The organism is Mesorhizobium sophorae (genome assembly GCF_002270415.1).
Classification (GTDB): domain Bacteria; phylum Pseudomonadota; class Alphaproteobacteria; order Rhizobiales; family Rhizobiaceae; genus Mesorhizobium; species Mesorhizobium sophorae.
In genome coordinates this window covers 450,361-475,000 of sequence record NZ_NNRI01000008.1, presented here as the reverse complement: position 1 = coordinate 475,000, position 24,640 = coordinate 450,361, and the positions used below count along the sequence as shown (strand labels likewise).

Annotated in this window: 22 protein-coding genes, 1 tRNA gene, 2 rRNA genes and 1 pseudogene (1 of these 26 cut by a window edge); 15 read left to right on the top strand and 11 right to left on the bottom strand. The window is 62.5% G+C overall.

Annotated elements, in window-relative coordinates:
• From CGZ66_RS14525 to CGZ66_RS14515, 3 genes are all read left to right on the top strand, one after another.
• A 23S ribosomal RNA gene (locus CGZ66_RS14525) occupies positions 1-1,960 on the top strand; it begins 899 nt to the left of the window's first position.
• Positions 1,961-2,234: 274 nt separating this feature from the next.
• A 5S ribosomal RNA gene (gene rrf / locus CGZ66_RS14520) occupies positions 2,235-2,349 on the top strand.
• A 170-nt stretch (positions 2,350-2,519) separates the two neighbouring features.
• A tRNA-Met gene (locus CGZ66_RS14515) sits at positions 2,520-2,596 on the top strand.
• Positions 2,597-2,894: 298 nt separating this feature from the next.
• On the opposite strand, the gene CGZ66_RS14510 is transcribed toward CGZ66_RS14515, so the two are convergent.
• Positions 2,895-3,812, bottom strand: a complete 918-nt coding sequence (locus CGZ66_RS14510) for a LysR family transcriptional regulator (RefSeq protein WP_095084809.1) — start codon at positions 3,810-3,812, stop codon at positions 2,895-2,897.
• Positions 3,813-3,954: 142 nt separating this feature from the next.
• On the opposite strand from CGZ66_RS14510, the gene CGZ66_RS14505 reads away from it, so the two are divergent.
• Positions 3,955-4,590 (top strand): DsbA family protein, encoded by a 636-nt coding sequence (locus CGZ66_RS14505; RefSeq protein ID WP_095085009.1) that lies wholly within the window; start codon positions 3,955-3,957, stop codon positions 4,588-4,590.
• Between the two features lie 40 nt (positions 4,591-4,630).
• On the top strand, positions 4,631-5,242 hold the full coding sequence (locus CGZ66_RS14500) for an NAD(P)-dependent oxidoreductase (protein WP_095084808.1): 612 nt from the start codon (positions 4,631-4,633) through the stop codon (positions 5,240-5,242).
• 75 nt (positions 5,243-5,317) lie between these two features.
• Here the strand turns inward: CGZ66_RS14500 and CGZ66_RS14495 are convergent, their stop codons facing one another.
• The 6 genes from CGZ66_RS14495 to CGZ66_RS14465 form a co-directional block, all read right to left on the bottom strand.
• Positions 5,318-5,860, bottom strand: coding sequence for an L-2-amino-thiazoline-4-carboxylic acid hydrolase (locus CGZ66_RS14495; RefSeq protein WP_095084807.1), 543 nt, complete (start codon positions 5,858-5,860; stop codon positions 5,318-5,320).
• 85 nt (positions 5,861-5,945) lie between these two features.
• Positions 5,946-6,722, bottom strand: coding sequence for an ATP-binding cassette domain-containing protein (locus CGZ66_RS14490; RefSeq protein ID WP_095084806.1), 777 nt, complete (start codon positions 6,720-6,722; stop codon positions 5,946-5,948).
• Positions 6,719-7,534, bottom strand: coding sequence for an ABC transporter ATP-binding protein (locus CGZ66_RS14485; protein WP_095084805.1), 816 nt, complete (start codon positions 7,532-7,534; stop codon positions 6,719-6,721). Before CGZ66_RS14485 ends, CGZ66_RS14490 begins: the two co-directional genes overlap by 4 nt.
• Entirely contained in the window at positions 7,531-8,361 is an 831-nt protein-coding gene (locus CGZ66_RS14480; protein ID WP_095084804.1) for an ABC transporter permease, read from the bottom strand. Before CGZ66_RS14480 ends, CGZ66_RS14485 begins: the two co-directional genes overlap by 4 nt.
• Positions 8,358-9,344: an ABC transporter permease gene (locus CGZ66_RS14475; RefSeq protein ID WP_095084803.1), complete on the bottom strand. Its 987-nt coding sequence runs from the start codon at positions 9,342-9,344 to the stop codon at positions 8,358-8,360. Before CGZ66_RS14475 ends, CGZ66_RS14480 begins: the two co-directional genes overlap by 4 nt.
• A gap of 282 nt (positions 9,345-9,626) precedes the next feature.
• A complete protein-coding gene (locus CGZ66_RS14465; RefSeq protein WP_095084802.1) occupies positions 9,627-11,237 on the bottom strand; it encodes an ABC transporter substrate-binding protein in 1,611 nt (536 codons plus the stop codon).
• Positions 11,238-11,326: 89 nt separating this feature from the next.
• Between CGZ66_RS14465 and CGZ66_RS39875 the strand changes: the two genes are divergently transcribed.
• Both CGZ66_RS39875 and CGZ66_RS14460 read left to right on the top strand, forming a co-directional pair.
• Positions 11,327-11,476, top strand: a complete 150-nt coding sequence (locus CGZ66_RS39875; protein WP_167392107.1) for a ferritin family protein — start codon at positions 11,327-11,329, stop codon at positions 11,474-11,476.
• Between the two features lie 132 nt (positions 11,477-11,608).
• Positions 11,609-12,799: a M24 family metallopeptidase gene (locus tag CGZ66_RS14460; protein WP_095084801.1), complete on the top strand. Its 1,191-nt coding sequence runs from the start codon at positions 11,609-11,611 to the stop codon at positions 12,797-12,799.
• Positions 12,800-12,826: 27 nt separating this feature from the next.
• Here CGZ66_RS14460 and CGZ66_RS14455 read toward each other — a convergent pair whose 3' ends face one another.
• Genes CGZ66_RS14455 through CGZ66_RS14445 form a run of 3 tightly spaced genes read right to left on the bottom strand, consistent with a single transcriptional unit; the run spans position 12,827 to position 15,311 of the window.
• Positions 12,827-13,246, bottom strand: coding sequence for a cupin domain-containing protein (locus CGZ66_RS14455; protein ID WP_095084800.1), 420 nt, complete (start codon positions 13,244-13,246; stop codon positions 12,827-12,829).
• A 3-nt stretch (positions 13,247-13,249) separates the two neighbouring features.
• Complete coding sequence (locus CGZ66_RS14450) at positions 13,250-14,104, bottom strand: phosphoenolpyruvate hydrolase family protein (protein ID WP_095084799.1); 855 nt, start codon at positions 14,102-14,104, stop codon at positions 13,250-13,252.
• A 10-nt stretch (positions 14,105-14,114) separates the two neighbouring features.
• Positions 14,115-15,311 (bottom strand): Tm-1-like ATP-binding domain-containing protein, encoded by a 1,197-nt coding sequence (locus CGZ66_RS14445; protein ID WP_095084798.1) that lies wholly within the window; start codon positions 15,309-15,311, stop codon positions 14,115-14,117.
• Positions 15,312-15,421: 110 nt separating this feature from the next.
• On the opposite strand from CGZ66_RS14445, the gene CGZ66_RS14440 reads away from it, so the two are divergent.
• The 8 genes and pseudogenes from CGZ66_RS14440 to CGZ66_RS14405 all read left to right on the top strand — a co-directional run.
• The gene (locus CGZ66_RS14440; RefSeq protein WP_095084797.1) at positions 15,422-16,081 is read left to right on the top strand and encodes a TetR/AcrR family transcriptional regulator; all 660 of its coding nucleotides are present in this window, start codon (positions 15,422-15,424) and stop codon (positions 16,079-16,081) included.
• Positions 16,082-16,520: 439 nt separating this feature from the next.
• Positions 16,521-17,633 (top strand): ABC transporter ATP-binding protein, encoded by a 1,113-nt coding sequence (locus tag CGZ66_RS14435; RefSeq protein WP_095084796.1) that lies wholly within the window; start codon positions 16,521-16,523, stop codon positions 17,631-17,633.
• A gap of 46 nt (positions 17,634-17,679) precedes the next feature.
• The gene (locus CGZ66_RS14430) at positions 17,680-19,113 is read left to right on the top strand and encodes an ABC transporter substrate-binding protein (RefSeq protein ID WP_095084795.1); all 1,434 of its coding nucleotides are present in this window, start codon (positions 17,680-17,682) and stop codon (positions 19,111-19,113) included.
• Positions 19,114-19,193: 80 nt separating this feature from the next.
• Positions 19,194-20,255, top strand: a complete 1,062-nt coding sequence (locus tag CGZ66_RS14425) for a carbohydrate ABC transporter permease (RefSeq protein ID WP_010911632.1) — start codon at positions 19,194-19,196, stop codon at positions 20,253-20,255.
• A gap of 3 nt (positions 20,256-20,258) precedes the next feature.
• Positions 20,259-21,197, top strand: coding sequence for a carbohydrate ABC transporter permease (locus CGZ66_RS14420; RefSeq protein ID WP_095084794.1), 939 nt, complete (start codon positions 20,259-20,261; stop codon positions 21,195-21,197).
• 1 nt (position 21,198) lies between these two features.
• Positions 21,199-22,287 carry an ABC transporter ATP-binding protein gene (locus CGZ66_RS14415; protein ID WP_095084793.1) on the top strand — a complete coding sequence of 363 codons (1,089 nt, stop codon included), beginning with the start codon at positions 21,199-21,201 and terminating at the stop codon, positions 22,285-22,287.
• Positions 22,284-22,724, top strand: coding sequence for a hypothetical protein (locus CGZ66_RS14410; RefSeq protein WP_032931773.1), 441 nt, complete (start codon positions 22,284-22,286; stop codon positions 22,722-22,724). The genes CGZ66_RS14415 and CGZ66_RS14410 overlap by 4 nt, the downstream gene beginning before the upstream one ends.
• Positions 22,725-22,831: 107 nt before the next feature.
• A pseudogene (locus CGZ66_RS14405) lies at positions 22,832-23,594 on the top strand (ABC transporter ATP-binding protein); the annotation flags it as partial.
• 37 nt (positions 23,595-23,631) lie between these two features.
• Here CGZ66_RS14405 and CGZ66_RS14400 read toward each other — a convergent pair.
• Positions 23,632-24,624, bottom strand: a complete 993-nt coding sequence (locus tag CGZ66_RS14400) for an AraC family transcriptional regulator (RefSeq protein ID WP_095084792.1) — start codon at positions 24,622-24,624, stop codon at positions 23,632-23,634.
• Positions 24,625-24,640 lie beyond the last annotated feature (16 nt).

Below are 24,640 nucleotides of genomic sequence, written 5' to 3'. Positions count from 1 at the left end.
AATAGCTGGTTCTCCGCGAAATCTATTTAGGTAGAGCGTCGACCGAATACCCCAGGGGGTAGAGCACTGGATGGGCTAGGGGTCCTCACCGGATTACCAAACCTAACCAAACTCCGAATACCTGGGAGTACTAGTCGGCAGACACACGGCGGGTGCTAACGTCCGTCGTGAAAAGGGAAACAACCCTGACCTACAGCTAAGGTCCCCAAGTTATGGCTAAGTGGGAAAGGATGTGAGGATCCCAAAACAACCAGGATGTTGGCTTAGAAGCAGCCATCATTTAAAGAAAGCGTAACAGCTCACTGGTCTAAATAAGGGTCTTTGCGCCGAAAATGTAACGGGGCTAAAGCCATACACCGAAGCTTAGGGTTCGTGAGCAATCACGAGCGGTAGCGGAGCGTTCTGTAAGCTGATGAAGCCATACCCGTGAGGGGTGGTGGAGGTATCAGAAGTGCGAATGCTGACATGAGTAACGTAAGGGGAGTGAGAGACTCCCCCGCCGAAAGACCAAGGGTTCCTGCTTAAAGCTAATCTGAGCAGGGTTAGCCGGCCCCTAAGACGAGGCGGAAACGCGTAGTCGATGGGAACCACGTTAATATTCGTGGGCTTGGAGGTAGTGACGGATCATTGAGGTAGTCCAATCTTATCGGATTGAACGGGCTGCTGCGTGGTTCCAGGAAATAGCTCCTCCTTATAAACCGTACCCGAAACCGACACTGGTGGTCTGGTAGAGTATACCAAGGCGCTTGAGAGAACTATGCTGAAGGAACTCGGCAAATTGCACGCGTAACTTCGGAAGAAGCGTGACCCTTTTCCACGCAAGTGGAGGAGGGTGGCACAGACCAGGGGGTAGCGACTGTTTATCAAAAACACAGGGCTCTGCGAAGTCGCAAGACGACGTATAGGGTCTGACGCCTGCCCGGTGCTGGAAGGTTAAGAGGAGGGGTGCAAGCTCTGAATCGAAGCCCCAGTAAACGGCGGCCGTAACTATAACGGTCCTAAGGTAGCGAAATTCCTTGTCGGGTAAGTTCCGACCTGCACGAATGGCGTAACGACTTCCCCGCTGTCTCCAGCATAGACTCAGTGAAATTGAATTCCCCGTGAAGATGCGGGGTTCCTGCGGTTAGACGGAAAGACCCCGTGCACCTTTACTATAGCTTTACATTGGCATTCGTAGTGGCATGTGTAGGATAGGTGGTAGGCTTTGAAACCTGGGCGCCAGCTCAGGTGGAGCCACCCTTGAAATACCACCCTTATTACTATGGATGTCTAACCGCGGCCCGTTATCCGGGTCCGGGACAATGTATGGTGGGTAGTTTGACTGGGGCGGTCGCCTCCTAAAGAGTAACGGAGGCGCGCGATGGTGGGCTCAGAACGGTCGGAAATCGTTCGCTGAGTGCAATGGCATAAGCCTGCCTGACTGCGAGACTGACAAGTCGAGCAGAGACGAAAGTCGGTCATAGTGATCCGGTGGTCCCGCGTGGAAGGGCCATCGCTCAACGAATAAAAGGTACGCCGGGGATAACAGGCTGATGACCCCCAAGAGTCCATATCGACGGGGTTGTTTGGCACCTCGATGTCGACTCATCGCATCCTGGGGCTGGAGCAGGTCCCAAGGGTATGGCTGTTCGCCATTTAAAGCGGTACGTGAGTTGGGTTCAGAACGTCGTGAGACAGTTCGGTCCCTATCTGCCGTGGGTGTAGGAATATTGAAAGGATCTGTCCCTAGTACGAGAGGACCGGGATGGACGGATCTCTGGTGGACCTGTTGTGGCGCCAGCCGCATAGCAGGGTAGCTATATCCGGACGGGATAACCGCTGAAGGCATCTAAGCGGGAAACCCACCTTAAAACGAGTATTCCCTGAGAACCGTGGAAGACGACCACGTTGATAGGCCGGGTGTGGAAGAGCGGCAACGCTTGAAGCTTACCGGTACTAATAGTTCGATCGGCTTGATCGTTCTCATTCCTTATGCCCATCTGACGAAGTCAGATGGTTTGTTCTCACTCACGCTTGTTCCGCCCTGCGGGCGGCGCTACGTGGGTGCGGCGCATCGGCGCCGACGGTCGGTCGACCTTGCGAAGCTTCGCTTCCAAGGGCCAGACCCCAAGAACAGCCAGGCACAAAAAAGACCAGCGAACAGCTCCGAGACGGGCCAAAAATAGGTAATCCCTATTGGCTACTCACTAATGCTATTCGCTCAAAAGCTTCTCGAACAACGTGCGTTTTGCCGACCTGGTGGTTATGGCGGAGCGGCTGCACCCGATCCCATTCCGAACTCGGCCGTGAAACGCTCCAGCGCTGATGGTACTTCGTCTCAAGACGCGGGAGAGTAGGTCGCTGCCAGGTCTGCCAAACGCACGTTGATCTCACATCCAAACCGGATGGAGAGAAATCTTCTCTTTATGAACAGGCCCGCCAACGGGATCACGGGCCGCGTAAGCGGCCCTTTCATTTGGTCAGGCTTCTACCTATCTGTAGGCCATCCCTATCGTAGGCTTGCGCTTACTTCTAGTTGACGCGGGGTGGAGCAGCCCGGTAGCTCGTCAGGCTCATAACCTGAAGGTCACAGGTTCAAATCCTGTCCCCGCAACCAAATTAAAACAGCCCGGCCAAGCCCGGGCTGTTTTTGTGTCCGGCCGACCGTGGCCATGGATTCGAACCCCTCAGGGGCCCCGCAAGGAGGCATAGCCGACGCAGCCGGACAAATAAGACAAAGCCTGTCCCCGAAACCAAATCAAACAAAACGCCCGTCTGGCCAAAAGCCGGCGGGCGTTGCGCTTTGGGACGCCTTGCCGTCGATTCTCCCATCAATGTAAGTTGTCTCTGACGTTTCCATGCGGCGGAAATTGCCCATCTGTTGCAGCGTCCTGCAACAGGTCGCCGAATAGGCGTCACGCCATGGTGCGGCCGCGCGATCGGTTTTTCTCGGCCGCCGCGAGCAAGTCGACGAAGGCGCGCACCTTGGCGGGCCGGAACCGGGCCGGCGGAAAGACGGCATGGATGCCGCCGGTGGGTAAGCTCCAGTCGGTAAACACCGGCACCAGCCGTCCCTCGGCGATATCATCGCTGACGCTGTAGTCGGGAAATACGCCCAGTCCGATGCCGGCGAGCACGCAGGCAAGGGCGGCGGGGCTCTTGTCGCACATGATGATCGGATTGAGTTCGGTCAAAACTGTTTCACCATCCCTGGAAAACAGCCATTGGCCGATGCCGCGCAGCTGGGCGTTGCCGACCCAGGCCAGCGATCTTGCCTGGGTCGGGCTGACGTCGGGCGGCAGGCTTGCCGCGAAGGTGGGGCTCGCCACCACGGTCTGCCGTATCGTGCCCAGGCGGCGCGCCTGGTTGGAGGAATCGGCAAGCCAGCCGACGCGGATGCCGAGGTCGATCTGGTCGTCCACCAGATTGCTCACAGCGTCGTCGAAGATCGCCTCGACGCGCATATGCGGATAGGCCTTCAGATAGGCGGCCATGACCGGGGCCACCACCTTGGTGCCATAGTCGAGCGGCGCGGTTAGCCTCAGCGTCCCGCTCGGCTCGACCGCTCCGTGCGAGATTTCGCCATAGGCCGCCTCTGCCTCCCGCAGGATGATCATCGCGCGATCATAGAAGAGGCGACCCTCTTCGGTCGCCGTGACCCGGCGTGTGGTGCGCTGAAGCAGCGTTGCGCCCAGTTCCTCCTCGAGCTTGCCGATCTGGTGACTGACGACGGCCTTGGCGACACCAAGCCGGTCAGCCGCTGCGGTGAACGAGCCGGTTTCCATCACCGTGGTGAAGTAGGCGAGCCGATTGAGGTTCAGAAGTTCGGCCAAAGCGACAGCCTTTTTGTCTGATCAGATCCGACAGTTTGTATTATTGGACGCTGTTTATCGCAAGGCTGTCGCCTGTCATGGATGCGCCAACACATTCGACCGGTCGGTGGCCGGCATTTCCGCACCAAGGATGGCAGCGATCTTGAGCAATTCAGAAGTGACCTACCTCTTCGATCCGCTCTGCGGCTGGTGCTATGGCGCCACCCCGATGCTGGACAGGCTGTCGGCCGGTGGCGTGTGCGTCGAGCTGCTGCCGACCGGCTTGTTCTCGGGTGCTGGCGCGCGTCCGATGGATGAAGGTTTTGCCGCCCACGCCTGGGCGAACGATCAGCGCATCGAGCGGCTCACCGGACAGAAGTTCACGCAGGCCTATCAATACAACGTCCTCAATGTCCGCGGCACCTTGCTGGACTCGCACGCCGCCACACTCGGCATCAGTGCTGCCAGCCTGGTAGATCCCAACCGTAGACTTTTCGCGCTGAAGACGATCCAGCGGGCGCGCTATGTCGACGGCCGCGATATCGTGACGATCGACGGCGTTGCCCAGGTGCTCGCCGCCGCCGGCATGAGGAGCGCCGGCGACCTGCTGAAGACGCCGACGGAAGAGCTGATGACGGCCCACCGCGAGTTGGTCGGCCGTGGCCGCGCGCTGTTCCAGCGCCTGCATGCCGATGGCGTGCCCGCTCTGGCGGTCATGCGCAACGACGCGCCCCGGCTCATCGGATCGAATGCACTGTTCGGCAGCTTCGACAATCTCGTCGCCCACATCGCGGCATGATCCATCCACCAGCAATCTCCAACAAGGAAACGGAAAAGACATGGCAAAAGTCGCTCTCATCGGCGCATCAGGCGCTGTCGGTTCGCGCCTTCTCAGGGAACTCTCCGATCGCGGCCACACGGTCACCGGCATTGCCCGTAACCCGGAAAGGATCGCGGCGCTGCCGGGCGTGACAGCCAGGAAGGGCGATGTCTTCGACAAGGAAGGCCTCGCCAACCTGATCCGCGGCCATGATGTGGTGATCAGCGCCGTGCATTTTCTGGACAGCGATGCCGACGCGCTGATCACTGCCGTGCGCGCCTCCGGCGTGAAGCGCTATCTCATTGTCGGCGGTGCCGGCAGTCTCGAAGTCGCACCCGGCAAGCGTCTGGTCGATACGCCGGAATTCCCGGCGATCTACAAGGCTGAAGCGCAGAAGGGCGCCGACTTCCTGGACAGGCTGACGACCGTCGGTGACCTCGACTGGACGTTCCTGTCGCCGTCCGCCATGTTCGTTCCTGGGGAGCGCACCGGCCAATTCCGTCTCGGCAAGGACACGCTTCTTGCTTCGGACAAGGGCAGCAGCATTTCGTTCGAGGACTACGCCATCGTCATGGTCGACGAGATCGAGAAGCCGGCCCACGTCAGGCAGCGCTTCACCGTCGGCTACTGATCGAACGAAGGTTCAACCAAGCCCGGCCGATCTTGTCAGGCTTCTTTCGAACAGCGTCGGCGTTGCCGACGTCCTTCAGTTCGATGAGGCGCGTCGAGTATCGTCTGCCTCCTGATCGCCCGCCCTGTTGGTCAGCGCGATGTGGCAGCAGCCGGAGCCGTGGCCCGGCGTCCAGGTGACGTTGTCGAAACGCACACCGGTCGCCTCGAACAGGCCGCGGTCGAAGGCGCCGGCAATACGGCAGAGCGTGGCAAGTTTCTCGTCACTGAGCCCGACCTCGACCCAGGCGTCCTTCAGCGGGCAGCGTCTGACCTTGAAGGCGATGCGGTTATCGCTGCGTTCGACATCGGTCGGATACATGCGACCGCCGTCAGGGCTGATGGCCAGGAAGGCTTCGCCGATCGCGCGTGCATCGTTGGCGCCGAAGCTGGCGAAGGCGGCTGCGGCCACTTCCTTGCCGCGCTGTTCGATGGCGCGGATCATGATCGCTTCGGCTCGTTCCGCACCGAGCTCTCCAGTCAGTTCTTCGAGTAACAGACGATAGAGATCGGCACGGTTGCGAAAGGCGGAATCGAGTTCGCGCGACAGTCTTTCAGCTCTGGTTTCGGGGTTGGTCATGTTGGGTCCTGGCTTGTTGTTCGACCACGGTCTTGTCCCGAAAGCCGGATCTCGGTTTTCGCCGGCGCGGTCCTTCGGTTCGGGGTCATGGTCGGATCCTGTTCAATCTTGGCGCGGCTGCCACCAGCGCCTTGCCGATGGCAGATTGCGGCGCGTCGATGACGGTCCGGGCATCGCCGCTCTCAGCAATTTGGCCGCCTTCGAGGAGGACAACGCGGTGGGCGATCGCCCGGACGACGCCGAGATCATGTGAAATGAAGACATAGGCGATCCGTTCCTGGCGTTGCAGGTCGAGCAGCAATTCTAGGATCTGCCCACGCACCGAGACATCGAGCGCCGACACCGCTTCGTCGAGCACGATCAGCGACGGCTTTGTCGCGATGGCGCGAGCGATGGCGACGCGCTGGCGCTGGCCGCCGGAGATTTCATGGATGGCGCGCGGGGCGACATCAGCGGTCAGCCCGACGCGCTCCAGCAAGGCGGCGATGCGGCGCGGGCGCTCGGCGCGGGCGGCGATTCCATGGATACGCAAGGGGTCGTCGAGCACACGCGCCACCGTCGCGCGCGGGTTGAAGGCGGCAAGGGGGTCCTGGAACACCATCTGCAGGCGGGTGCGTCGCGCCCGGAGTGCTGCGCCACTCAAAGCCAGGAAATCATTGCCTTCGAATTCGATACGGCCTGCATCCGGTTCGATCAGCCGCAGCACCAGCCGCGCGATCGTCGATTTGCCGCTGCCGGACGGTCCTGCCAGCGCCAGCGTTTCGCCGGGGTCGATATGAAAGGAGACATCGTCGACGGCAGCGATGGTCTTGCTGCCGCAACGGTAGCTCTTGGTGAGGTTGGAAACCGTGAGCAAGCTCATGCGTCGAGCCCGGCTCGGTTGAGCAGCGGCGCGGCGTCGAGGCCGATATGGGCATCGAGCAGCGTGCGCGTATAGGCCTGGGTTGGCGCACCAACGATCTGTGCCGTCATTCCGAGCTCGAGCAGTTCACCATGACGGAATACGGCAATGCGCTCGGCAAGCTCGGCCGCCAGCGCGATGTCGTGGCTGATGAACAGCAGCGTCATGCCGTCCTCTGCCACCAGCCGCCGGATCAAAGCGACGATCTCGGCCTGCAAGATGGTGTCGAGCGCGCTGGTCGCCTCGTCGGCGATCAGCAATTTCGGACCCGCCGCAATCGCGGCAGCGATCGCTATTCGCTGCTTCTGGCCGCCGGAGAGTTGATGCGGAAAGGCCTGTAGGGCCGAGTCCGGGTCCGGCAGGCGGACGCGTTCAAGCAGGCTCTTTGCCTTCGCGTACGCCTGCGGCCATGTCAGGCCGAGATGGGTGTATGCCACTTCCGCGATCTGCTTGCCGACAGTCATGACGGGATCGAGGCTGGCGGACGGATCCTGGAAGACGAAGCCGATGTCTCGGCCGCCGAGGGGCGCCTTGGCACCAGAGGATGGCGACGATGGCAAGAGCCAGTCAACGCGGCCTTCAATCCGGGAAGACCGCGGCATCAGCCCGGCAATCGCCAATGCCAGCGTGCTCTTGCCCGAACCGCTTTCGCCGATGATGGCCAGGCGTTCACCAGCGACGATGTCGAGGTTGATAGTCTTCAGCGCAGCGACCTCGTTGCCGTCGCGGCGGTAGGTCACCGTCAGGTCGCGGATCGAAGCCAGCGCGGTCACGACAGGCCTCGTCTTACGGCTGTCGTTTCGACGATGCCTTCACCGGCGAGATAGACACCCAGTACCGTCAGCACCAGTGCAATGCCCGGGACGATCGACAGGAAGGGCGCGGTGCGCAGCACGGCGCGGCCTTCGGCGATCATGCCGCCCCAGGTCACCCGGTTGGGATCGCCCAGGCCAAGGAAGGACAAGGCTGCCTCGGTGAGGATCGCGGCGGCGACGATCACCGAGGACATGGCCAGCACCGGCGGCAAGGCGTTGGGCAGCACCTCGCGAAAAGCGATCGCCAGCGGATGCATGCCGATGACCCTGGCACCGGCAACATAATCGCGCTCCCGAATGGAGAGGACCTCGGCGCGCGCGACACGCGCCGGGCCGGGCCAGGTGCCGAGCGCGATGGCAATCACGACGATGCCGAGCGACGGTCCGACGACGCTGACGAAGGCCAGCGCCAGCAGGAAGCCAGGCACGGTCTGGAAAGCGTCGGTGATGCGCATCAGCACCTCGTCGACGAGGCCACCGGCAAAGCCGGCCAGCGTGCCAACCACGGAGCCGATGGCGAGCGCCGCCGCCGCTGCCGCCAGCCCGACGGCGAGCGAGGTGCGGGCGCCATGGAATAACTCGGCCAGCACGTCACGACCGAGGCGATCAGTGCCGAGCGGCAGCGACCAGTCCTGAAACGGCGGCAGCAGCGCTGGTCCGGCGATGGCTTGCGGGTCACCGGGAAACAGCAGCGCTGCCGACAGCGCCATGGCAATCAGCGCCGCCAGGAGGATGGCGCCGGCGACAGCCTCGGGTGTGCGCAGAAAACAGCGGAGCGGGCTCATGTGCCGGCCTCGCCGGCGCCGACGCGCGGATCGAGAAAGGCATAAGCGATGTCGACGAGCAGGTTGATGACGATGACCAGGACGGCGCTGGTGAGAATAATCCCGAGCAGTAGCGGGGTGTCCCGCGCGGCCACCGCTTCCTGCGCCAGCCGGCCGAGGCCGGGCACGGAAAAGACGCTCTCGATGACGACGCTACCGCCGAGCATTTGCGCCGACTGCAGGCCGAGCATGGTGACCAGTGGCAAGAGTGCGTTGCGGGCGACGTGGGCGAGGACGATGCGGCGGCGGGACAGCCCCTTGGCGCGGGCGGCCAGCACAAAATCTTGCCGCCAGACTTCTGCCATGCCGGCACGCATCATGCGCAGATAGAGCGCCAGATAGATGAAGCCCAGCGCCGAAACCGGCAGGATGAGGTGGGTGGCGATGTCAGCGGCACGGTCGAGGCCGGTCTTGTCCGACGCCAGGGTTTCGATGCCGCCGATCGGCAACCAGCGCAGGTCGACGGCAAAGACGACAATCAGCACCAGACCGAGCCAGAAACCAGGCACGGCATAGAGCGCCAGCGAGCCGATCGACAGCAAGCGGTCGCGAAAACTGCCCGGTCTGGCGCCTGCGTAGACGCCGAGTGCCGAGCCCAGCCCGAAAGAGAGTGCGGTGGCGCTGACCATCAGCAGCAGTGTGGTGGGCAGCCGCTCGAGGATCACGTCGCGGATCGGCCGGGAGAACGTCACCGACTGTCCGAGATCGAGATGCAGCAGCGCCCAGAGATAGTTGGCCAGCCGTGTCAGCTCCGACTGATCGAGGCCCCAGCGATGACGCAGCAGTTCGATCATGCCGGCGTCGCCGCCGGTCGAGACCATGTAGGCGTCGACCGCGTCGCCGGGCGCTGCTTCGAGCAGCAGGAAGGTGCCGACAATGACGATCAGCAGCACGAAGATGCTGCCGACCAGGCGACGACGGAGTAGTGTGAGGGCGCGGGTCATGGGGATGACATGACGCCGTGCCGATTGAGAGAAGTGCGGTGTCTAGGCACCCCCCTCTGTCCTGCCGGACATCTCCCCCGCAAGGGGGGAGATTGGATGTCACCTCTGCTTTCGCCAATCTCCGATGTGGTCACGCAGAAAAAGAAGCGCCGTCGGCGAAGCCGCCGATCTCCCCCCTTGCGGGGGAGATGTCCGGTAGGACAGAGGGGGGTGTGAAGGAACGCGGCCTTAGCCCGTGTTTCAACACCGATTTCGCCGCGAATATTCATCCGCGCAAATGTGTCACGATTCCAAATAGGTGTCCGCCCAGTTCGACACCGCCCAGCGCGGGTTGTTGGCAATGTTGCCGACGGTGTCGCGCGCGACGCTGATGAAGCTCCATTCGGCGACGTTGATCAACGGCAGGTCGGCGGCCACCTGTTTCTGGAATTCCTTGTAGAGGTCGGTGCGGGCCGTGGTGTCGAGGGTCTCGGATGCCTTGGCGATGAGGGCATCGAGCGCGTCGTTCTTGTAGCCGCCCTGGTTGGAGAACGGCACGCCGTCAGGAATGCCGCTCTGCACCAGGATGGTTGTCGAGATCGCAGGGTCGCCGCGGAACACGGGCGGGCCGACCGCGAGGTCGAAGGCGTGGTCGGTGTAGACGGCCTTGATGTGCGCTGCCGAGTCGTTGTTGACCAGCTGGGCATCGATGCCGATGGCAGCGAGTGCCTGCCGCAGATAGTCGCCGAACTGCTTGGTCTCGTTGAAATAGGGCGCCGGCAAAAGCTTTAGCGAGAAGCGGTTGCCGTCGGCGCCTCGCCTGTAGCCGGCCTCGTCGAGCAGCGCGTTGGCCTTGGCGACGTCGAAGGCATAGGTCGGCACGTCGGCGGTGTAGAATTGCGGATCGTTCTTGGGCACCGGACCGGTGGCGGTGGCGGCATAGCCGAGGAACACCGTCTTGACGACGAAATCCTTGTCGATGGCATGCGCGATCGCTTGGCGCACCTTGAGGTCGGCCAGCTCCTTGCGGCGATGGTTGATCTCAACGACGAGCTGATAGGTCAACCCCTCATAGCCCTTGGAGATCACCTTGAGGCCCGGCACCTTGGAGATGCGGTCGAGGTCGGCCAGCGGCACGGCGGAAAAGGCGGCGAGCTGGATCTCTTCAGCTTCCAGTGCACTCGCCGCCGACGTGCGGTCGGGCAGCACCTGATAGATGATCTCGTCGAGATAGGGCTCGTCCTTGCCCCAGTAATCCGTGTTCTTCGTCAGCCGGTAATACTGGCCAGCCTTGTATTCGCCGAATTTGAACGGCCCGGTGCCGATCGGCGCGTTGTTGGCCGGGTTGTCCTCGATCTTGCCCACCTCGTAGATGTGCTTCGGCACCACGCTGCTCAGCGCCGGCAGCGCGTTGCGGATCAGCTGGAACGGGGTGGGCTTGGCGAATTTGAACACGGCGGTGAGATCATCCGGCGTGTCGACGGCAGCGAGATCCTTGAACACGGTGCGACCGAGATTCTGCAGAGGCTTCCATACCTGCAATGCCGAGAAGGCGACATCGGCCGAGGTGAACGGCTTGCCGTCATGCCATTTGACGCCATCGCGCAGTTTGAACGTGACGGAGAGCCCGTCGGCAGCGCCTTCCCAGCTCAAGGCCAGCCGCGGCGCAAGCCCGTCCTTGCCGTCGAAGGAGGCTTCAGCCAGCGTTTCGACGATCTTGCTGGAGATGAAAAAGACGCCGTTGGAGGCGACGATCGCCGGGTTGAGGTTGCGCGGCTCTGAATCGGCGGCAAGCACCAGGCGCCCACCCTTCTTCGGCGTCTGCGCCCAGCCGAATGTCGGCATGGCGGTGGAGGCCAGCAGCATTGCCGAGCTGGCAAGCATCTGGCGTCTGGAAATCGTGAAACCTGACATGATCGAACTCCGTCCTCTCCGCAACCCAACCGGGTGCGCCAATCCCCTCGAACGCCGGCGAGCCCGCCAGCGTCCTTGCGGTGGCGATTATGAGCCTTGCCGAAGGTTTCGCCAGAGACGGAATTGGCGCATCCTTGCTTGGCTTTGAAATTTTCGTCCGCTGGACCAGTTTGGAGGAGCGGTTCAATTCGATCGATCTGGTAGGACCAGATTTTGTTGAATGCGCTGATATAACGTGATGGTGAGATTGATGCAGGCCATTTCGCGTGTTTCTGGCTAGACCAGAGCGAGCGAAATGGTGCAGATTTGATCCACAGCCAAGGGACCGGGAGCAAACGGCCGGCGATCTCAGGCAATTCAGGGAGAGAGAGATGAACATTGCTCAGGGCAAGGGTGCCGTCAGCAATATCCCGTTCGACCAGGCAAGGGTCGACCGGCTGATGGAGGAGGCCGGCATCGATGTGCTGCTGGCGACCTCCAAGCACAACACGCAGTATCTGCTGGGCGGCTATAAGTTCATCTTCTTCGCCGCCATGGATGCGATCGGCCACAGCCGCTATTTGCCTGTCGTCATCTATGAGAAGGGCGGACCCGACCATGCCGCCTATATCGGCAATCGCATGGAAGGCGCCGAGCACCAGAACAACCCATTCTGGACACCGACCCTGCACGCCGCCTGCTGGGGCACGCTCGACGCAGCCAACCTCGCCGTCGAGCACCTGCGGAAGATCGGCAAAACGGGCGCCCGCATCGGCATCGAGCCGAGCTTCCTGCCGTCGGATGCCTACACGCTGATCCGCAAGGCATTGCCGGACGCCAAGTTGATCGATGTGACAGCCATGCTGGAGAGCATGCGCGCCATCAAGACCGATGCAGAGCTGGAGAAGCTGCGCACCGCTTCCGAACTGATCACCGATTCCATGCTGGCCACAATCGCCTGGGCAGGCGAAGGCACGACCAAGACCGACATCATCGAGCAGCTTCGGCGCGAAGAGACCAATCGCGGCGCGCATTTCGAATATTGCCTGCTGACGCTGGGCTCCAGCCATAACCGCGCCGCTTCACCGCAGGCGTGGAAGAAGGGCGAGGTGCTGTCGATCGATTCCGGCGGCAACTATCACGGCTATATCGGCGACCTCTGCCGCATGGGCATTCTGGGCGAACCGGATGCCGAACTCGAAGACCTGCTGGCCGAGGTCGAGGCGGTGCAGCAGGCGGCGTTCTCCAAGGTCAGGGCGGGCACGCTGGGCGGCGACATGATTTCGCACGCCGAGGGTGTGCTGAAGGCCTCGAAGGTCGCGACCTATACGGATTTCTTCGCCCACGGCATGGGCCTGATCACGCACGAAGCGCCGTTCCTGATGACCAACCATCCGGTGACCTATGAAGGCACCTACGCGGCCAAGCCGCTGGAAAAGAACATGGTGCTGTCGGTCGAGACGACCATGCTTCACCCGACGCGCGGCTTCATCAAGCTGGAGGATACACTGGCGGTGACGGACACCGGCTATGTGATGTTCGGCGACCGGGGCCGGGGGTGGAACAGGGGTGGCGCTTCATAGGCGGATGGCAGGTGCTGTCCGGAAAACCTATTTGTCGCCCGGCGGCAGCAACCTGAAATCCGGCAGCTCGCGCAGCACCAGTTCCGGCCCGGCCGGTGAATAGACGACGAAAAGCTGCATTGGCCCATCACCGGTGTTGAGCGTCGAGTGAAAACGGCTTTCCGGCACGTAGATGGTGCAGCCGGGGCCGACCTTCTCGACCACCGGATTGCCCTTCTCGTCCTCGACCATCTGCTCGCCGTTGCCTGAGATGACGAAGATGATTTCCTCTGCGCCCGGATGGTTGTGGCGTGTGTGGCCCTTGCCGGAGGGCAGGTCGACGACACCGCCGGAAAAGCGGGTTGCGCCATTCACTTCGGGCGCCACGGTCAGCGCCAGCCTGCCCCAGTCGAAGCCGAAGGCGCTGACGTCCTTGGGGGAGACAAACATCTTGCTCTTGTCGGTCATCTCTCATCCCTTCTTTTTCTTCTGGTCATGAAGCGAGACGGCCTTGAAATCAGCCGTCTGTTTGGCGATCGCGGCTTCCGCCGGCAGCCGTTCCATCGAGCTTGCGCCATAGAAGCCGTGCAGGCCCTTGCAGCGGTCGAGAATATAGCGCGCGTCATCCGGCATCGAGATCGGCCCGCCATGGCAAAGCAGGATCACATCCTTGCGCACCGAACGGGCCGCGTTGGCAATCGCATCGATCTCGACAACGCAATCGTCGAGCGACTTGGCCGAGGTGGCGCCGATCGAGCCGCCGGTCGTCACCCCCATATGGGCGACGACGACGTCGGCGCCGGCTTTTGTCATGGCGCGGGCCTCATCGGGGTTGAAGACATAGGGCGTGGTCAGCAGGTCGAGCTTATGCGCCTCGGCGATCATCTCGACCTCGAGCCCAAAACCCATGCCGGTCTCCTCAAAGCTTTGCCGCATCTGACCGTCGAACAAGCCGATGGTGGGAAAGTTCTGCACGCCGGAAAAGCCCATCGTCTTCAGCTCGGCGAGAAGCAGCGGCATGATGACGAACGGGTCGGTGCCGTTGACGCCGGCCAGCACCGGCGTCTTCTTGACCACCGGCAGCACCTCATAGGCCATCTCCTTGACGATCTCGTTGGCATTGCCATAGGCGAGCAGGCCGGCGGCCGAGCCACGCCCGGCCATGCGGTAGCGGCCGGAATTGTAGATGATGATGAGGTCGATGCCGCCGGCTTCCTCGGCCTTGGCCGACAGGCCGGTGCCGGCGCCGCCGCCGACGATCGGCACGCCCTTTTCGATCATTGCCCTGAATTTCTTCAGTATGTCCTTGCGCGGTATGGCGGGCATGTCTTGGATCTCACTGTCTGGCGATGTCGAGAAAGGCCGCAACCGCGGCCTTGGCGAATTCGGGGTCGTTGATGTGCAGCGGCAGGCGCGTCACGCGGCGCATGTCGTTCGGCTGGATGGAGCGCTCGATGGCTTCGAACAGAACGGCGTCGGCCTCTGGATCGAAGAAAGCACCGCCTTCGATGTCGAGCGCCGAGACACCTTTTTCCGGAATGAGGACATGCACCGGCCCCTCGCAGAGGGCGAGCCTGGTGCCGATCCATTCGCCGATTGCGCGGCACTCCTGCGCCGTGGTGCGCATCAGCGTGACGTTCGGATTGTGTTCGTACACCAACCGTCCGCGATAGTGCTCCGGGATCGTCGACGGCGCCCAGAAGTTGACCATGTCGAGCGCGCCGACCGAGCCGACATAGGGCAGCCCGGTGCGGGCGATCGCACCGAAACGATCCTCGGTCGCCGGCAGCACGCCGCCGAACAGCAGGTCGCAGACCTCGGTCGTGGTGATGTCGATCACCCCCGACAGCAGGCAGCTGTCGGCCAGCTTCTCCATGCTGCGGCCACCGGTGCCGGTGGCGTGGAAGACCATGCAGTCATAGGTCGAGCGAAGCTGGTCGGCGATGGCGGTCACGCAAGGCGTGGTAACGCCGAACATGGTGAGGCCGATCGACGGTTTGCCATCGGCCGGCGGCGCCGGCCTTGCCGCCATGCCTGATATCGCCTGGGCGGCGTTGTGCAGGACGACACGGGAAATCCGGTTCAACCCGGCCATGTCGGTCACCGATGGCATCATGACGATGTCGGAGACATCGACATAGGGCGCGGTGTCGCCGGAGGCGAGCGTCGAGACCATGATCTTCGGCAGGCCGAGCGGCAGCGCGCGCATGCCCGACGTGATGATCGAAGTGCCGCCGCCACCGCCAATACCGATCATGGCGGCAATGTCGTTTCGCGATTGGACAAAGCGGGCGAAGGCGATGCCCATGGCGGCGACCGCAGCGCCACGGTCGTTGCCGCCGAGCACGGCGTCACGACCGCCGGGGTGATGGCCGGCAATGTCTTTCGCCGGGATGTCCACCGCGACGGTTGGGTCGCGCGTCCCGACATCGACGCGCGAAACGACGGCGCCCGTGGCGGCTATCGCATCCGCCAGGAAGGCGAGTTCCTCGCCCTTGGTGTCAGCCGTGCCCACCACATAGATGCGCTTCATTGCGTTCCCCAATCCAGGCCGGCGCAACGCTGCGCCCCTCCGCTCATTGCCCGGCCGCCCGACGATGCGAAGGTCATTGCAAATTTTTGAGACGCGCGTATCGTATTGACATGGATGTCTCACGTCAACAATCGACAGCAGGCGAAGACGCCGAGCGGGGTAGCGGCCAGGCGCTGGAGCGTGGGCCCCGCGCGCGCACGAAACGGCTTATGCTGGAGACGGCGACAAGGCTGATGCAGGCGGGCATCACGCCGTCGGTCAGCGAGGTTGCCGAAGCGGCGGAAGTCTCGCGCGCCACGGCCTATCGCTATTTCCCCAGCCAGGCGGCGCTGGTGAAGGCTGTCGTCGACGAGGGGCTCGGCCCAATCCTCACCTGGCAATCGACCTCCGCCGATGCCGAGCGCCGGGTCGCCGACCTGTTCGACACCGCCATGCCGCGCATCGAGGCCTTCGAGGCGACGTTCAAGGCGGCCCTGAAGCTGTCGCTCGACCAGTGGGCGAGGCGCCAGGCCGGCACGCTGGGCGGCGAGCCGGCTTTTACCCGCGGCCACCGCATCGACTTGCTGAAGGAGGCGATCGCGCCACTGAGGGGCGAGCTGCCGCCGCGCGAATTCGAGCGCCTGGCGCAGGCGCTGTCGCTGATTTTCGGCGTCGAACTGCTGATTGTGCTGAAGGACATCTGGGGCCTGGACAGCGGCAAGACCCTGGCCGTCGCCCGGTGGGCGGCCTCAGCGCTGGTGCGCCAGGCGCGACTCCGGACGCCATCCTGACCAGGGGTGGTGGCGGCGTGAGTTGGGCATGGAGGAGGGCTGGACGAAGGCGGATGCAGGATATGAGACTTCTCCCGACGCGGACCGGATTGGGGGGTCGTCGAGGGCAATCCGGGGCGGTCGCCGCGGTAGCTCGGAGCGAATCTGGTTCGACCAGATTTGAAGGTCGGCGATTTCAGTGATTTTGGGGATTGGCGTTTTGCGAACGGGATGAAGGTGGAGAATTGCCAAAAATGAAGGAAATACCAACATATAGCGGACGTTTTCAGCTTATTTTGGTGACGGCAAATTTTAAGAAAGCGCTTGACGAGCATCTTAAATTGGTAATACCAGATTAGGAAAGAAAAGGCGGATCGGGAATGACAGCCGCAGTCCATTTCGGCAGGGCGAGGAGGATCACACGGATGGCGCGTGTTCCGTCCGCACGAGGTGGCGCATCGTGACGCAGACGTCGCCTCGCGCCAGTGCCGGCAAGGGGATTGCGCTGCGCCTCGATGGGCTCAGCAAAGCCTATGGATCCGTGCGCGCCATCAACGACCTGAGCTTCGCCGTCGACGAAGGCCGCTTCTTCGTACTCTTCGGGCCGAGCTCGGTTGGCAAGACGACGACGCTGCGCACTATCGCCGGCCTCGTCCAGGCCGACTCCGGCACGCTTGAGATCGGCGGCCGCGACATGACCCATGCGCCGATCGCCGGCCGCGGCATCTCGATGGTCTTCCAGTCTTTCGCGCTTTACCCCCACCTCACGGTCTACGACAATCTCGCCTATCCGCTGCGCGAGGAGAAAGCCGCGCGCGCCGAGATCGACAAGCGGGTGAAAGAGACCGCCGAGATCCTGAAGCTGACACACCGCCTGAAGGCCAAGCCGGCAACCCTGTCCGGCGGAGAGCAGCAGCGCGTCGCGCTCGGCCGCTCCCTGATCCGCCGGCCAAAGATTCTTCTCCTCGATGAGCCGCTCACCAATCTCGACGCCAAGCTTCGGCACGAGACGCGCGCCGAGCTGAAGCGGCTGCACCGCCAGTTCGGCATGACCGTGATCTATGCCACGCCCGACGAGCTCGAGGCTCTCTCGATGGGCGAGACGATCGCCGTCATGCGCGATGGCGGCATCGTCCAGATCGGCACGCCGGACGAGCTTTACGAGCAGCCGATCCATACCTATGTCGCCAGCAAGATCGGCTCGCCGCACATGAATCTGTTCACGGCCTCGGTGCGCGCCGACACCAGGTCTTTCGACACGCCGCTCGGGACTCTGGTTCCGGCGACGGCGCCAAAGACTGCCGATGCCGGCGAGGCCGCGCTGATCGGCATTCGCCCGAGCGACATTCGGCTCGCCGCCAAGGGCGAAGCCGGGGTTGCCTCGAAGGTGCATCTGGTCGAACCGCTCGGCGACATCACGATCGTCTCGGTCGAGGCCGGCGGCGAGATGTTGCGCATGGTGCTGCCGGAAGCGATCGCCGCCAGCATCAGGACCGGCGATTCGGCATCGATCGCCATCGATAACAGGAAAATCCACGTCTTCCACGCCGTGAGCGGCCAGGCAATGACCTGACGCGAACGGCGAGAAGCAATCCGGTTAACCAAGGGAGGAAACGCGAATGACGGCGATGACCAAAGTGAAAGGGCTAGCGACAGCCGCAAGCTTCGCTGCCACGCTACTGGTGGGAGGCGTGACCTATGCCTCTGCCGAAGAAGTGACGTTGACGATGGCGGTGCCGGATTGGCCCCCGACCCGCATTATGAAGAAGTTCTTCGACGAGCAGTACAAGCCCAAGTCTGGCAATACCGTGAAGCTCGATGTCGACTTCATTCCGTGGCCGGATTTCTACACCCGCGTCAACGCCTCGTTGACCTCGGGCGAAAAGAAGTACAACTTCATCGTGTCGGACTCGCAGTGGCTGGGCGCCTTCGTCGAAGGCGGCTACTTCCGCAAGATCAACGATCTCATCGATGCCGACCCGGAACTCAAGGCGACGATGGAGTCGATGCATCCCGCCGTGCTCAACGCCTACTCGACCTATCCCAACAGCACGCCGAACTACTACGGCTTCCCGCAGTTCCCGGACGTGCTGGTCACCTACGGCCGCAAGGACGTGCTCTGCAACGACGACGAGCAGGCCGCCTTCAAGGCGAAGTACAATGAGAAGCTGCCCTGCACCGGCGAAGAAATCGACGCCATGGACTGGAACACGTTCGAGCATGTTGGCGAATTCTTCCAGCGCAAGAAGGGCGACAAGCTCGCCGGCCAGGTGCTGGATGACGATTTCTACGGCATCGCCTATCAGGCAGGCAAAGGCTACGACTTCTCGACGAGCTCGGTCCACACGTTTGTCTGGCAGCATGGCGGCGGCATCTGGGATGAAACCAAGGCCCCGACCGGACATGCCGAAGGCGTCGTAAACTCCCCGAAGTCCATCGAGGGCATGGAGCATTTCCTCAAATTGCTGAAGTACATGCCGCCCGTGGTCAAGACCGGCACCATGGACATCTTCGTCTCGGACCAGTTGTTCCGTGAAGGCAAGGTGGCCATGAACATCGACTGGATCGGTCTCGGCGAAGCCTCGCTCGATCCCAAGACGTCGAAGGTTGCCGACAAGCTGGTGTTCGGATTGGCGCCAGGCCTGCGCGGCCCCGACGGCAAGGTGAATCGTACGTCACAGATCGGCGGACAGCCTTTCGTTCTCACCACCTGGACGACGCCTGAGCAAATCAAGGAAGCGGTGGGCTTCGTGAAGTGGTGGCTCTCGCCCGATATCCAGCACCAGTTCGCCGCCGCCGGCGGCCAGTCCGCGATCAAGTCGGTCTACAGCGATCCGAAATACGTGACCTATCGTCCGTGGGACCGCGCCTGGGCGAACTCGCTCGACTGGCAGAAGGACATGTGGCACGTGCCGCAGTTCTTCGAACTGCTCACCCAGCAGCAGGACCAGTACGACCTAGCCATCACTGGCAAGCAGGACGCCAAGACCACCCTGGATAACATCGCCAAGTTCCAGGAGGACCTCCTGAAGAACGCTGGCCTTATCCAGTAACCTTCCAACATAGCTGCGGGGAGCGGGCAAAAGCCGCTCCCCATCATTGCCACGTCAGGCGCTCCATATTTCGGACTCTCATGACCGCTGTTTCAAGCACGCTGCTGACACCACGCCTTACCGCGGTTGTTGCCCACAACTGGAAACTCGCCATCGCTGTCGCTGTCGTCGTGTCGGCCATATCAATGGCGGGCTTGCCGGCGGCTGTCTCCTTCTGGGTGGTGGGCGCCGCGGCGGCGTTGGTCGCGGCCGCATTTACCGTCAACGCGTATCGCCGCCACTACTTCGGCGCCCTGCTGGTCGCTCCGGCAATCGCCGTTCTGTTTGTGATGAATATCTTCCCCCTGCTGTGGTCGCTGGGCCTTTCGTTCTTCGCCTACCAGGCAAACCAGCAGACGATCCGCTTCGTCGGACTCGGGAACTACGTCCGGATCCTTACCAACGATCTCGCTGCTCACGCGACTTGGGGCGCGCTGATCAATACCGCCATGTTCGTCGTGTTCACCGTCTCCGCGCAGATGATCGTCGGCTTTCTGCTGGCCATCCTGTTCGCCAAGCAATTTCCGCTGCGCAAGTATTTGTTGATCCTGGTGCTGACACCGATGATGCTTTCGGTTGTCGCCTCTGGCGTGTTCTTCACCTACTACTATGACCCGACATTCGGGATTCTCAGCTACGTCATCAATTCCATCTCCGGCAACCAGTTCATCCTGATGAGCAACAAAGTCGGTGCCGTGGCGGGAATCGTTTTCGCCGACGCATGGATGTGGTCGCCCTTCGTCATGCTCCTTGTGCTGGCGGGCCTCGTCTCGGTGCCGAAATACCTTTACGAGGCCGCTGCCATCGACCGTATTTCCAGCTGGCGGCAATTCTGGATGATCACCTTCCCCTACATCCGCGGCCTTCTGATGTTGGCCCTTCTCTTCCGCACCATCGAGGCATTCAAGCTGGCGGATCTCGTCATCCTCCTCACCAAGGGCGGCAACGACACACTGACGATCTCCTATCACTTGATCCGCATCGCCAACGAGCAGAACAAGACGAGTGAGGGCGCGGCGATCTCCTATCTGATGCTGTTCATGGTGATCGTTCTCACCAACCTCTACCTGTACCTCGCAAACCGCCGTACGAAGGGAGCCTGACCCGTGGCCGAATCGATATTGGGAAAGCTCGGCTTCGGCAGGGCCAGCGGAGTAGACAAGGCCGGCTGGGGGCGGACGCTCGCCGTGGCCGTCGTCGCCTTTATCTATTTTCTGCCGGTGCTGTTCATCATATTCACCGCCTTCAAACCGCAGGGCGACGCGCTCCTGGTGCCTCCGACGCTGTCGCCCACGTCGCTGTTCGGCTTGATTCCGGACCATTTTGTATTCAAGCCCACGCTCGAAAATTTTGGGTCCGTCTTTTCCCGCTCGATGACGCCGGACGGTGCCCCGGAAGCGACAGGATTCGACCGTTATTTCTTCAACTCGATCTTCATCGCCTCGGCGTCGGTGCTGCTGGCGCTGGTCATCGGCACCCTGGCGGCCTTCGGCTTCTCGCGCTATCCGCTGAAAGGCAATGACACCTACCTGTTCATCATCCTGACCACGCGGATGCTGCCGGCGATTGTGGTGATCATTCCGGTGATCCTGATGTTCCGCGTAGTGGGCCTGTCGGGCTCGTATCTCGGCATCATCATGCTCTACACCGCCTTCAACCTGGCCTTCACCATCTGGATGATGAAGAGCTTCTTCGATGAATTGTCGCCAGACGTCGAGGATGCCGCCCGCATCGACGGATCGTCCGGAATGCGGGTGTTCTTCAAGATTTGCCTGCCCCAGGTCATTGCCGGGCTCGCCGCCACGTTCGTGTTCGGCCTGATCCTCACCTGGAACGAGTTCCTCTTCGCCCTGTTGCTCTCGGGGCCTGACACGAGAACGGTCCCGGTCGCCATGAACCAGGCCGTGTCGTCGGGTGGACGCGGCACCGACTGGACTTTGCTTGCCGCCATCGAAACCCTGTTCCTCGTCCCAGTCTTTCTGGTCACCTTCTTCTTGCAAAACCATCTGTTGCGCGGCGTTACCTTCGGCACCGTGAAGCGCTGAGATGTCAACCATCGAACTCCGCAAAGTCACCAAGCGTTTCGGCTCCTTCACCGCGGTCAAGGACGTTGACCTGTCGGTGGCCGCCGGTGAGGTCGTCTGCCTTCTCGGCCCGTCCGGCTGTGGCAAGACGACGACCCTGCGCGTCATCGCCGGGCTGGAAAGCGTCACTGACGGCGAGGTCGTCATCGCCGGCAAGGTGATGAACAACTTGCCGCCCGAAAAGCGCGACATCGCCATGGTGTTCCAGTTCTACGCGCTCTACCCGTCGGCATCGATCGGCGAGAACATCGCCTTCCCGCTCTATCATGACGGCATTTCCAGGGCTGACCGGACTGCCCGCGTCAACCGCGTCGCCGCGATCCTCCACTTGGAGCACGTTCTCGACCGGCTGCCGAACCAGATATCCGAGGGCGAAAAGCAGCGCGCCGCCATGGCCCGCGCCATCGTCCGCGACCCCAATTGCTTCCTCTTCGACGAGCCCTTGTCGCGTCTCGATGTCGAACTGCGCCAGAGCATGCGTGGCCAGATCAAGGAAGTGCTGCAGGGCCTCTCCAAAGCGACCGTGATCGTGACCCATGACCAGCTCGAAGCGCTCACCATGGCCGACCGCATCGCCATCATGAAGGACGGCCTGATCGAGCAAGTCGGCTCACCGCACGAGGTTTTTGCCAAGCCCGCCAATGCTTTCGTGGCGAGCTTCATCGGCACGCCGCAGATGAATCTTCTCGAGGCCGACCTCAAGACCTTCGCCGATGGCACGGCGGAGATGGCCGTGGCCGGCATTAATCTGGCGATCCGCACGGACGCGGCGGTCGCGCGCCTGCAGCCCGGCAAGGTGACGATCGGTGTCCGCCCCCGCGCCTTCACCGCGACCGATACGGGGGACCGTGGCACCATCTCCGCCCGGGCCGAGCTCATCGAGCCCATGGGCGCCGAAACCCTTATTCATGCCCGCACGGCGGCAGGCGCCGACATCCGCGTCGTGGTGACGAGAAGCCAGCGGGTCAAGGTCGGCGAGGCGCTGAATCTACGCCCCGATCCCAGGCAAACCCATGTCTTCGATGGCGCCGGAAAGGCGGTGCGGTCATGAGCGACAGTTCTTCCGGCATGAGCCGGGCCGGCGCGTACTGCCTCGAGGTCTTCATCATTGGCCTCGGCGTCATGGCGCTGGTGCTGATCTTCCAACCCTTTTCCATCGGCCTGTACGCGGTCGGCAGCGGTCTCGTGGTGCTTGCCGGACTCATCAACAACCTGCTGCCGTTGGCCCAGCCGGGCGTCAAGGTGCGCAGTGTGGTGACCGTAGCGCTGGTCGTGGCGCTGGTCTTCTGCATTGTGCTGCTGGTTTCGATCACGGCGGCGCATCTCTACGGCGTCTTCTTCCTCAATCCACCGGACCCCAACACTCTCGCCGGCAAGGCGCAGCTCGCCACGCCGCCTTTCTACAAGCAGGCTTTCGTGTGGGAAATCGCCGCCGCGGCGGTGATTCTCGCGCTGGTCGTCACCGCTCTCAACAAGACAGCGCGATGATCAGCAGCTGACGCTATCCGGCAGGTCGCGCTCGCGCCGGTCCGCGACGGTCGGTGTGCGTCGCCCTCTCAACTCTCACGCCGTCATCCTCCGGCTTGACCGGAGGACCCGATGCCGAGATCAAGGACCGCGTCGACCGCCGCCCGAACGCTCAGGATCGAGCACCTGCTCGACCGCAAGACCGACAAGCTGTCCGGCGGCGAGATGCAGCGCGTGTCGATCGGCCGTGCCATCGTGCGCAAGCCGCGCGTGTTCCTGATGGACGAGCCGCTGTCGGCGCTCGACGCCAAACTGCGCGAGGCGCTGCGCACGGAGCTCAAGAACCTGCAAATACAGCTCGGCGCCACCTTCCTGTTCGTCACCCACGACCAGATCGAGGCGATGTCCATGGGCGACAAGGTCGGCGTGCTCAACCATGGCCGCATCGTCCAGACCGGCACGCCGTACGAGATCTACAACAATCCGCGCGACACCTATGTGGCGAGCTTCGTCGGCTCGCCACCGATGAACCTCATCGACGGCAAGCTGGTGAACGGCCGCGCGGTGATGGCGCCGCTGAATTTCGAACTGCCTTTTTCAGGGGGAGCCAAGGCGAGTGCGGCGACCGACGGCCGCCCGCTCGTCTTCGGCATTCGGCCCGAGGACGTCTATCTCGAGAGCGGCGCGCCGGTCGAGGCGCACGTCCACGACGTCGAGAACCATGGCGTCGAAAAGATCCTGACGCTGCGCGTCGGCGACGCGATGCTGCGCGCCACGGTGCCGGCCAGGACCGATGTGGCCATCGAGCAGCCGGTACGCTTTGCCTGGAACCCCGACAAGGTGGTGCTGTTCGACAAGGGCAGCGGCGTCAATTTGCGCCACGCGTCATAGGCCGCAACCTCGCTTATTTCGGCAGGTAGGTCTCATCTCATAAGGTGTGTCGTTGATCAGCAGAACCCTGCTCTTCGGCGCGAAGATGGCTGGGCGCCGAGCCTATGACGCGCTTGAAGGCACGGCTGAAGGCGGCATCCGATTCATAGCCGAGACGCGCGGCAACGACGGAGATCTTCATCCGGTCGCGGACCAGCCACTGCCGCGCCTGGTGCATTCTGACTTGGGTGACATATTTAGCCGGCGTTTCTCCAACGATGGTGGCGAACCGCTCGGCAAATCCCGACCGCGAGGCGCCCATCATCCTGGCCAGCGACTCGACAGTCCAGTCGTGGTTCGGTTCGAGATGGATGGCGGCCAGCACGCGCCCGATCTCGCCATCCCTGACCGCCGCGATCCAGCCGGACGAGTCGCCGCAACCGCGTTCGACCCATGAGCGGATGACGGTGGCGGCAAGCACGTCAGCCAGCCGCGCCATGATACCGCCGGAGCCGACGCGCTCCATCGTCACTTCGCGTGCCATCGAGTCCAGCAAATGCGGAATCCCCGGTTCGTAGGCTTCCAGCTCATGCGTGCGCATCACGTCCGGCATCATGCCGAGCAAGGGATGCAGGCCATCGAGGTTGAAATACATGCTGGCGCAGAACAGCAGCGTTCCTGGTTGGCAGTCCTTGCCGCACATCTCTGCGTTCGACGTGCAGTAGACGTCCTTGCTGACCTCTTCGAGTTCGTAGCTGTGGATCGGCCAGGCCTGGGCGCCGGGTTCGCTGGCCAGCACATGCGCCGCACCGCGTGGCAGCAGCACCGCATCCCCCGCATTCAGCTCCACCCATTCGCCGGACGGCTGCTTCAACCAGCAGCCTCTGCGGCCGATGAAGTGAAACCGCGCCCCGGGTTGAGCCGGGAACTGGATGCCCCACGGCTCCTTCATTTCGCAGCGGCCATATTCGACGCCATCAAGACGCAGGCCGCGCAATATGTCTGTCAGCGGGTCGCCCGTGATCGGGATTTTGGACGAATGGTCAAACATAATGGGGTTTCTAGCA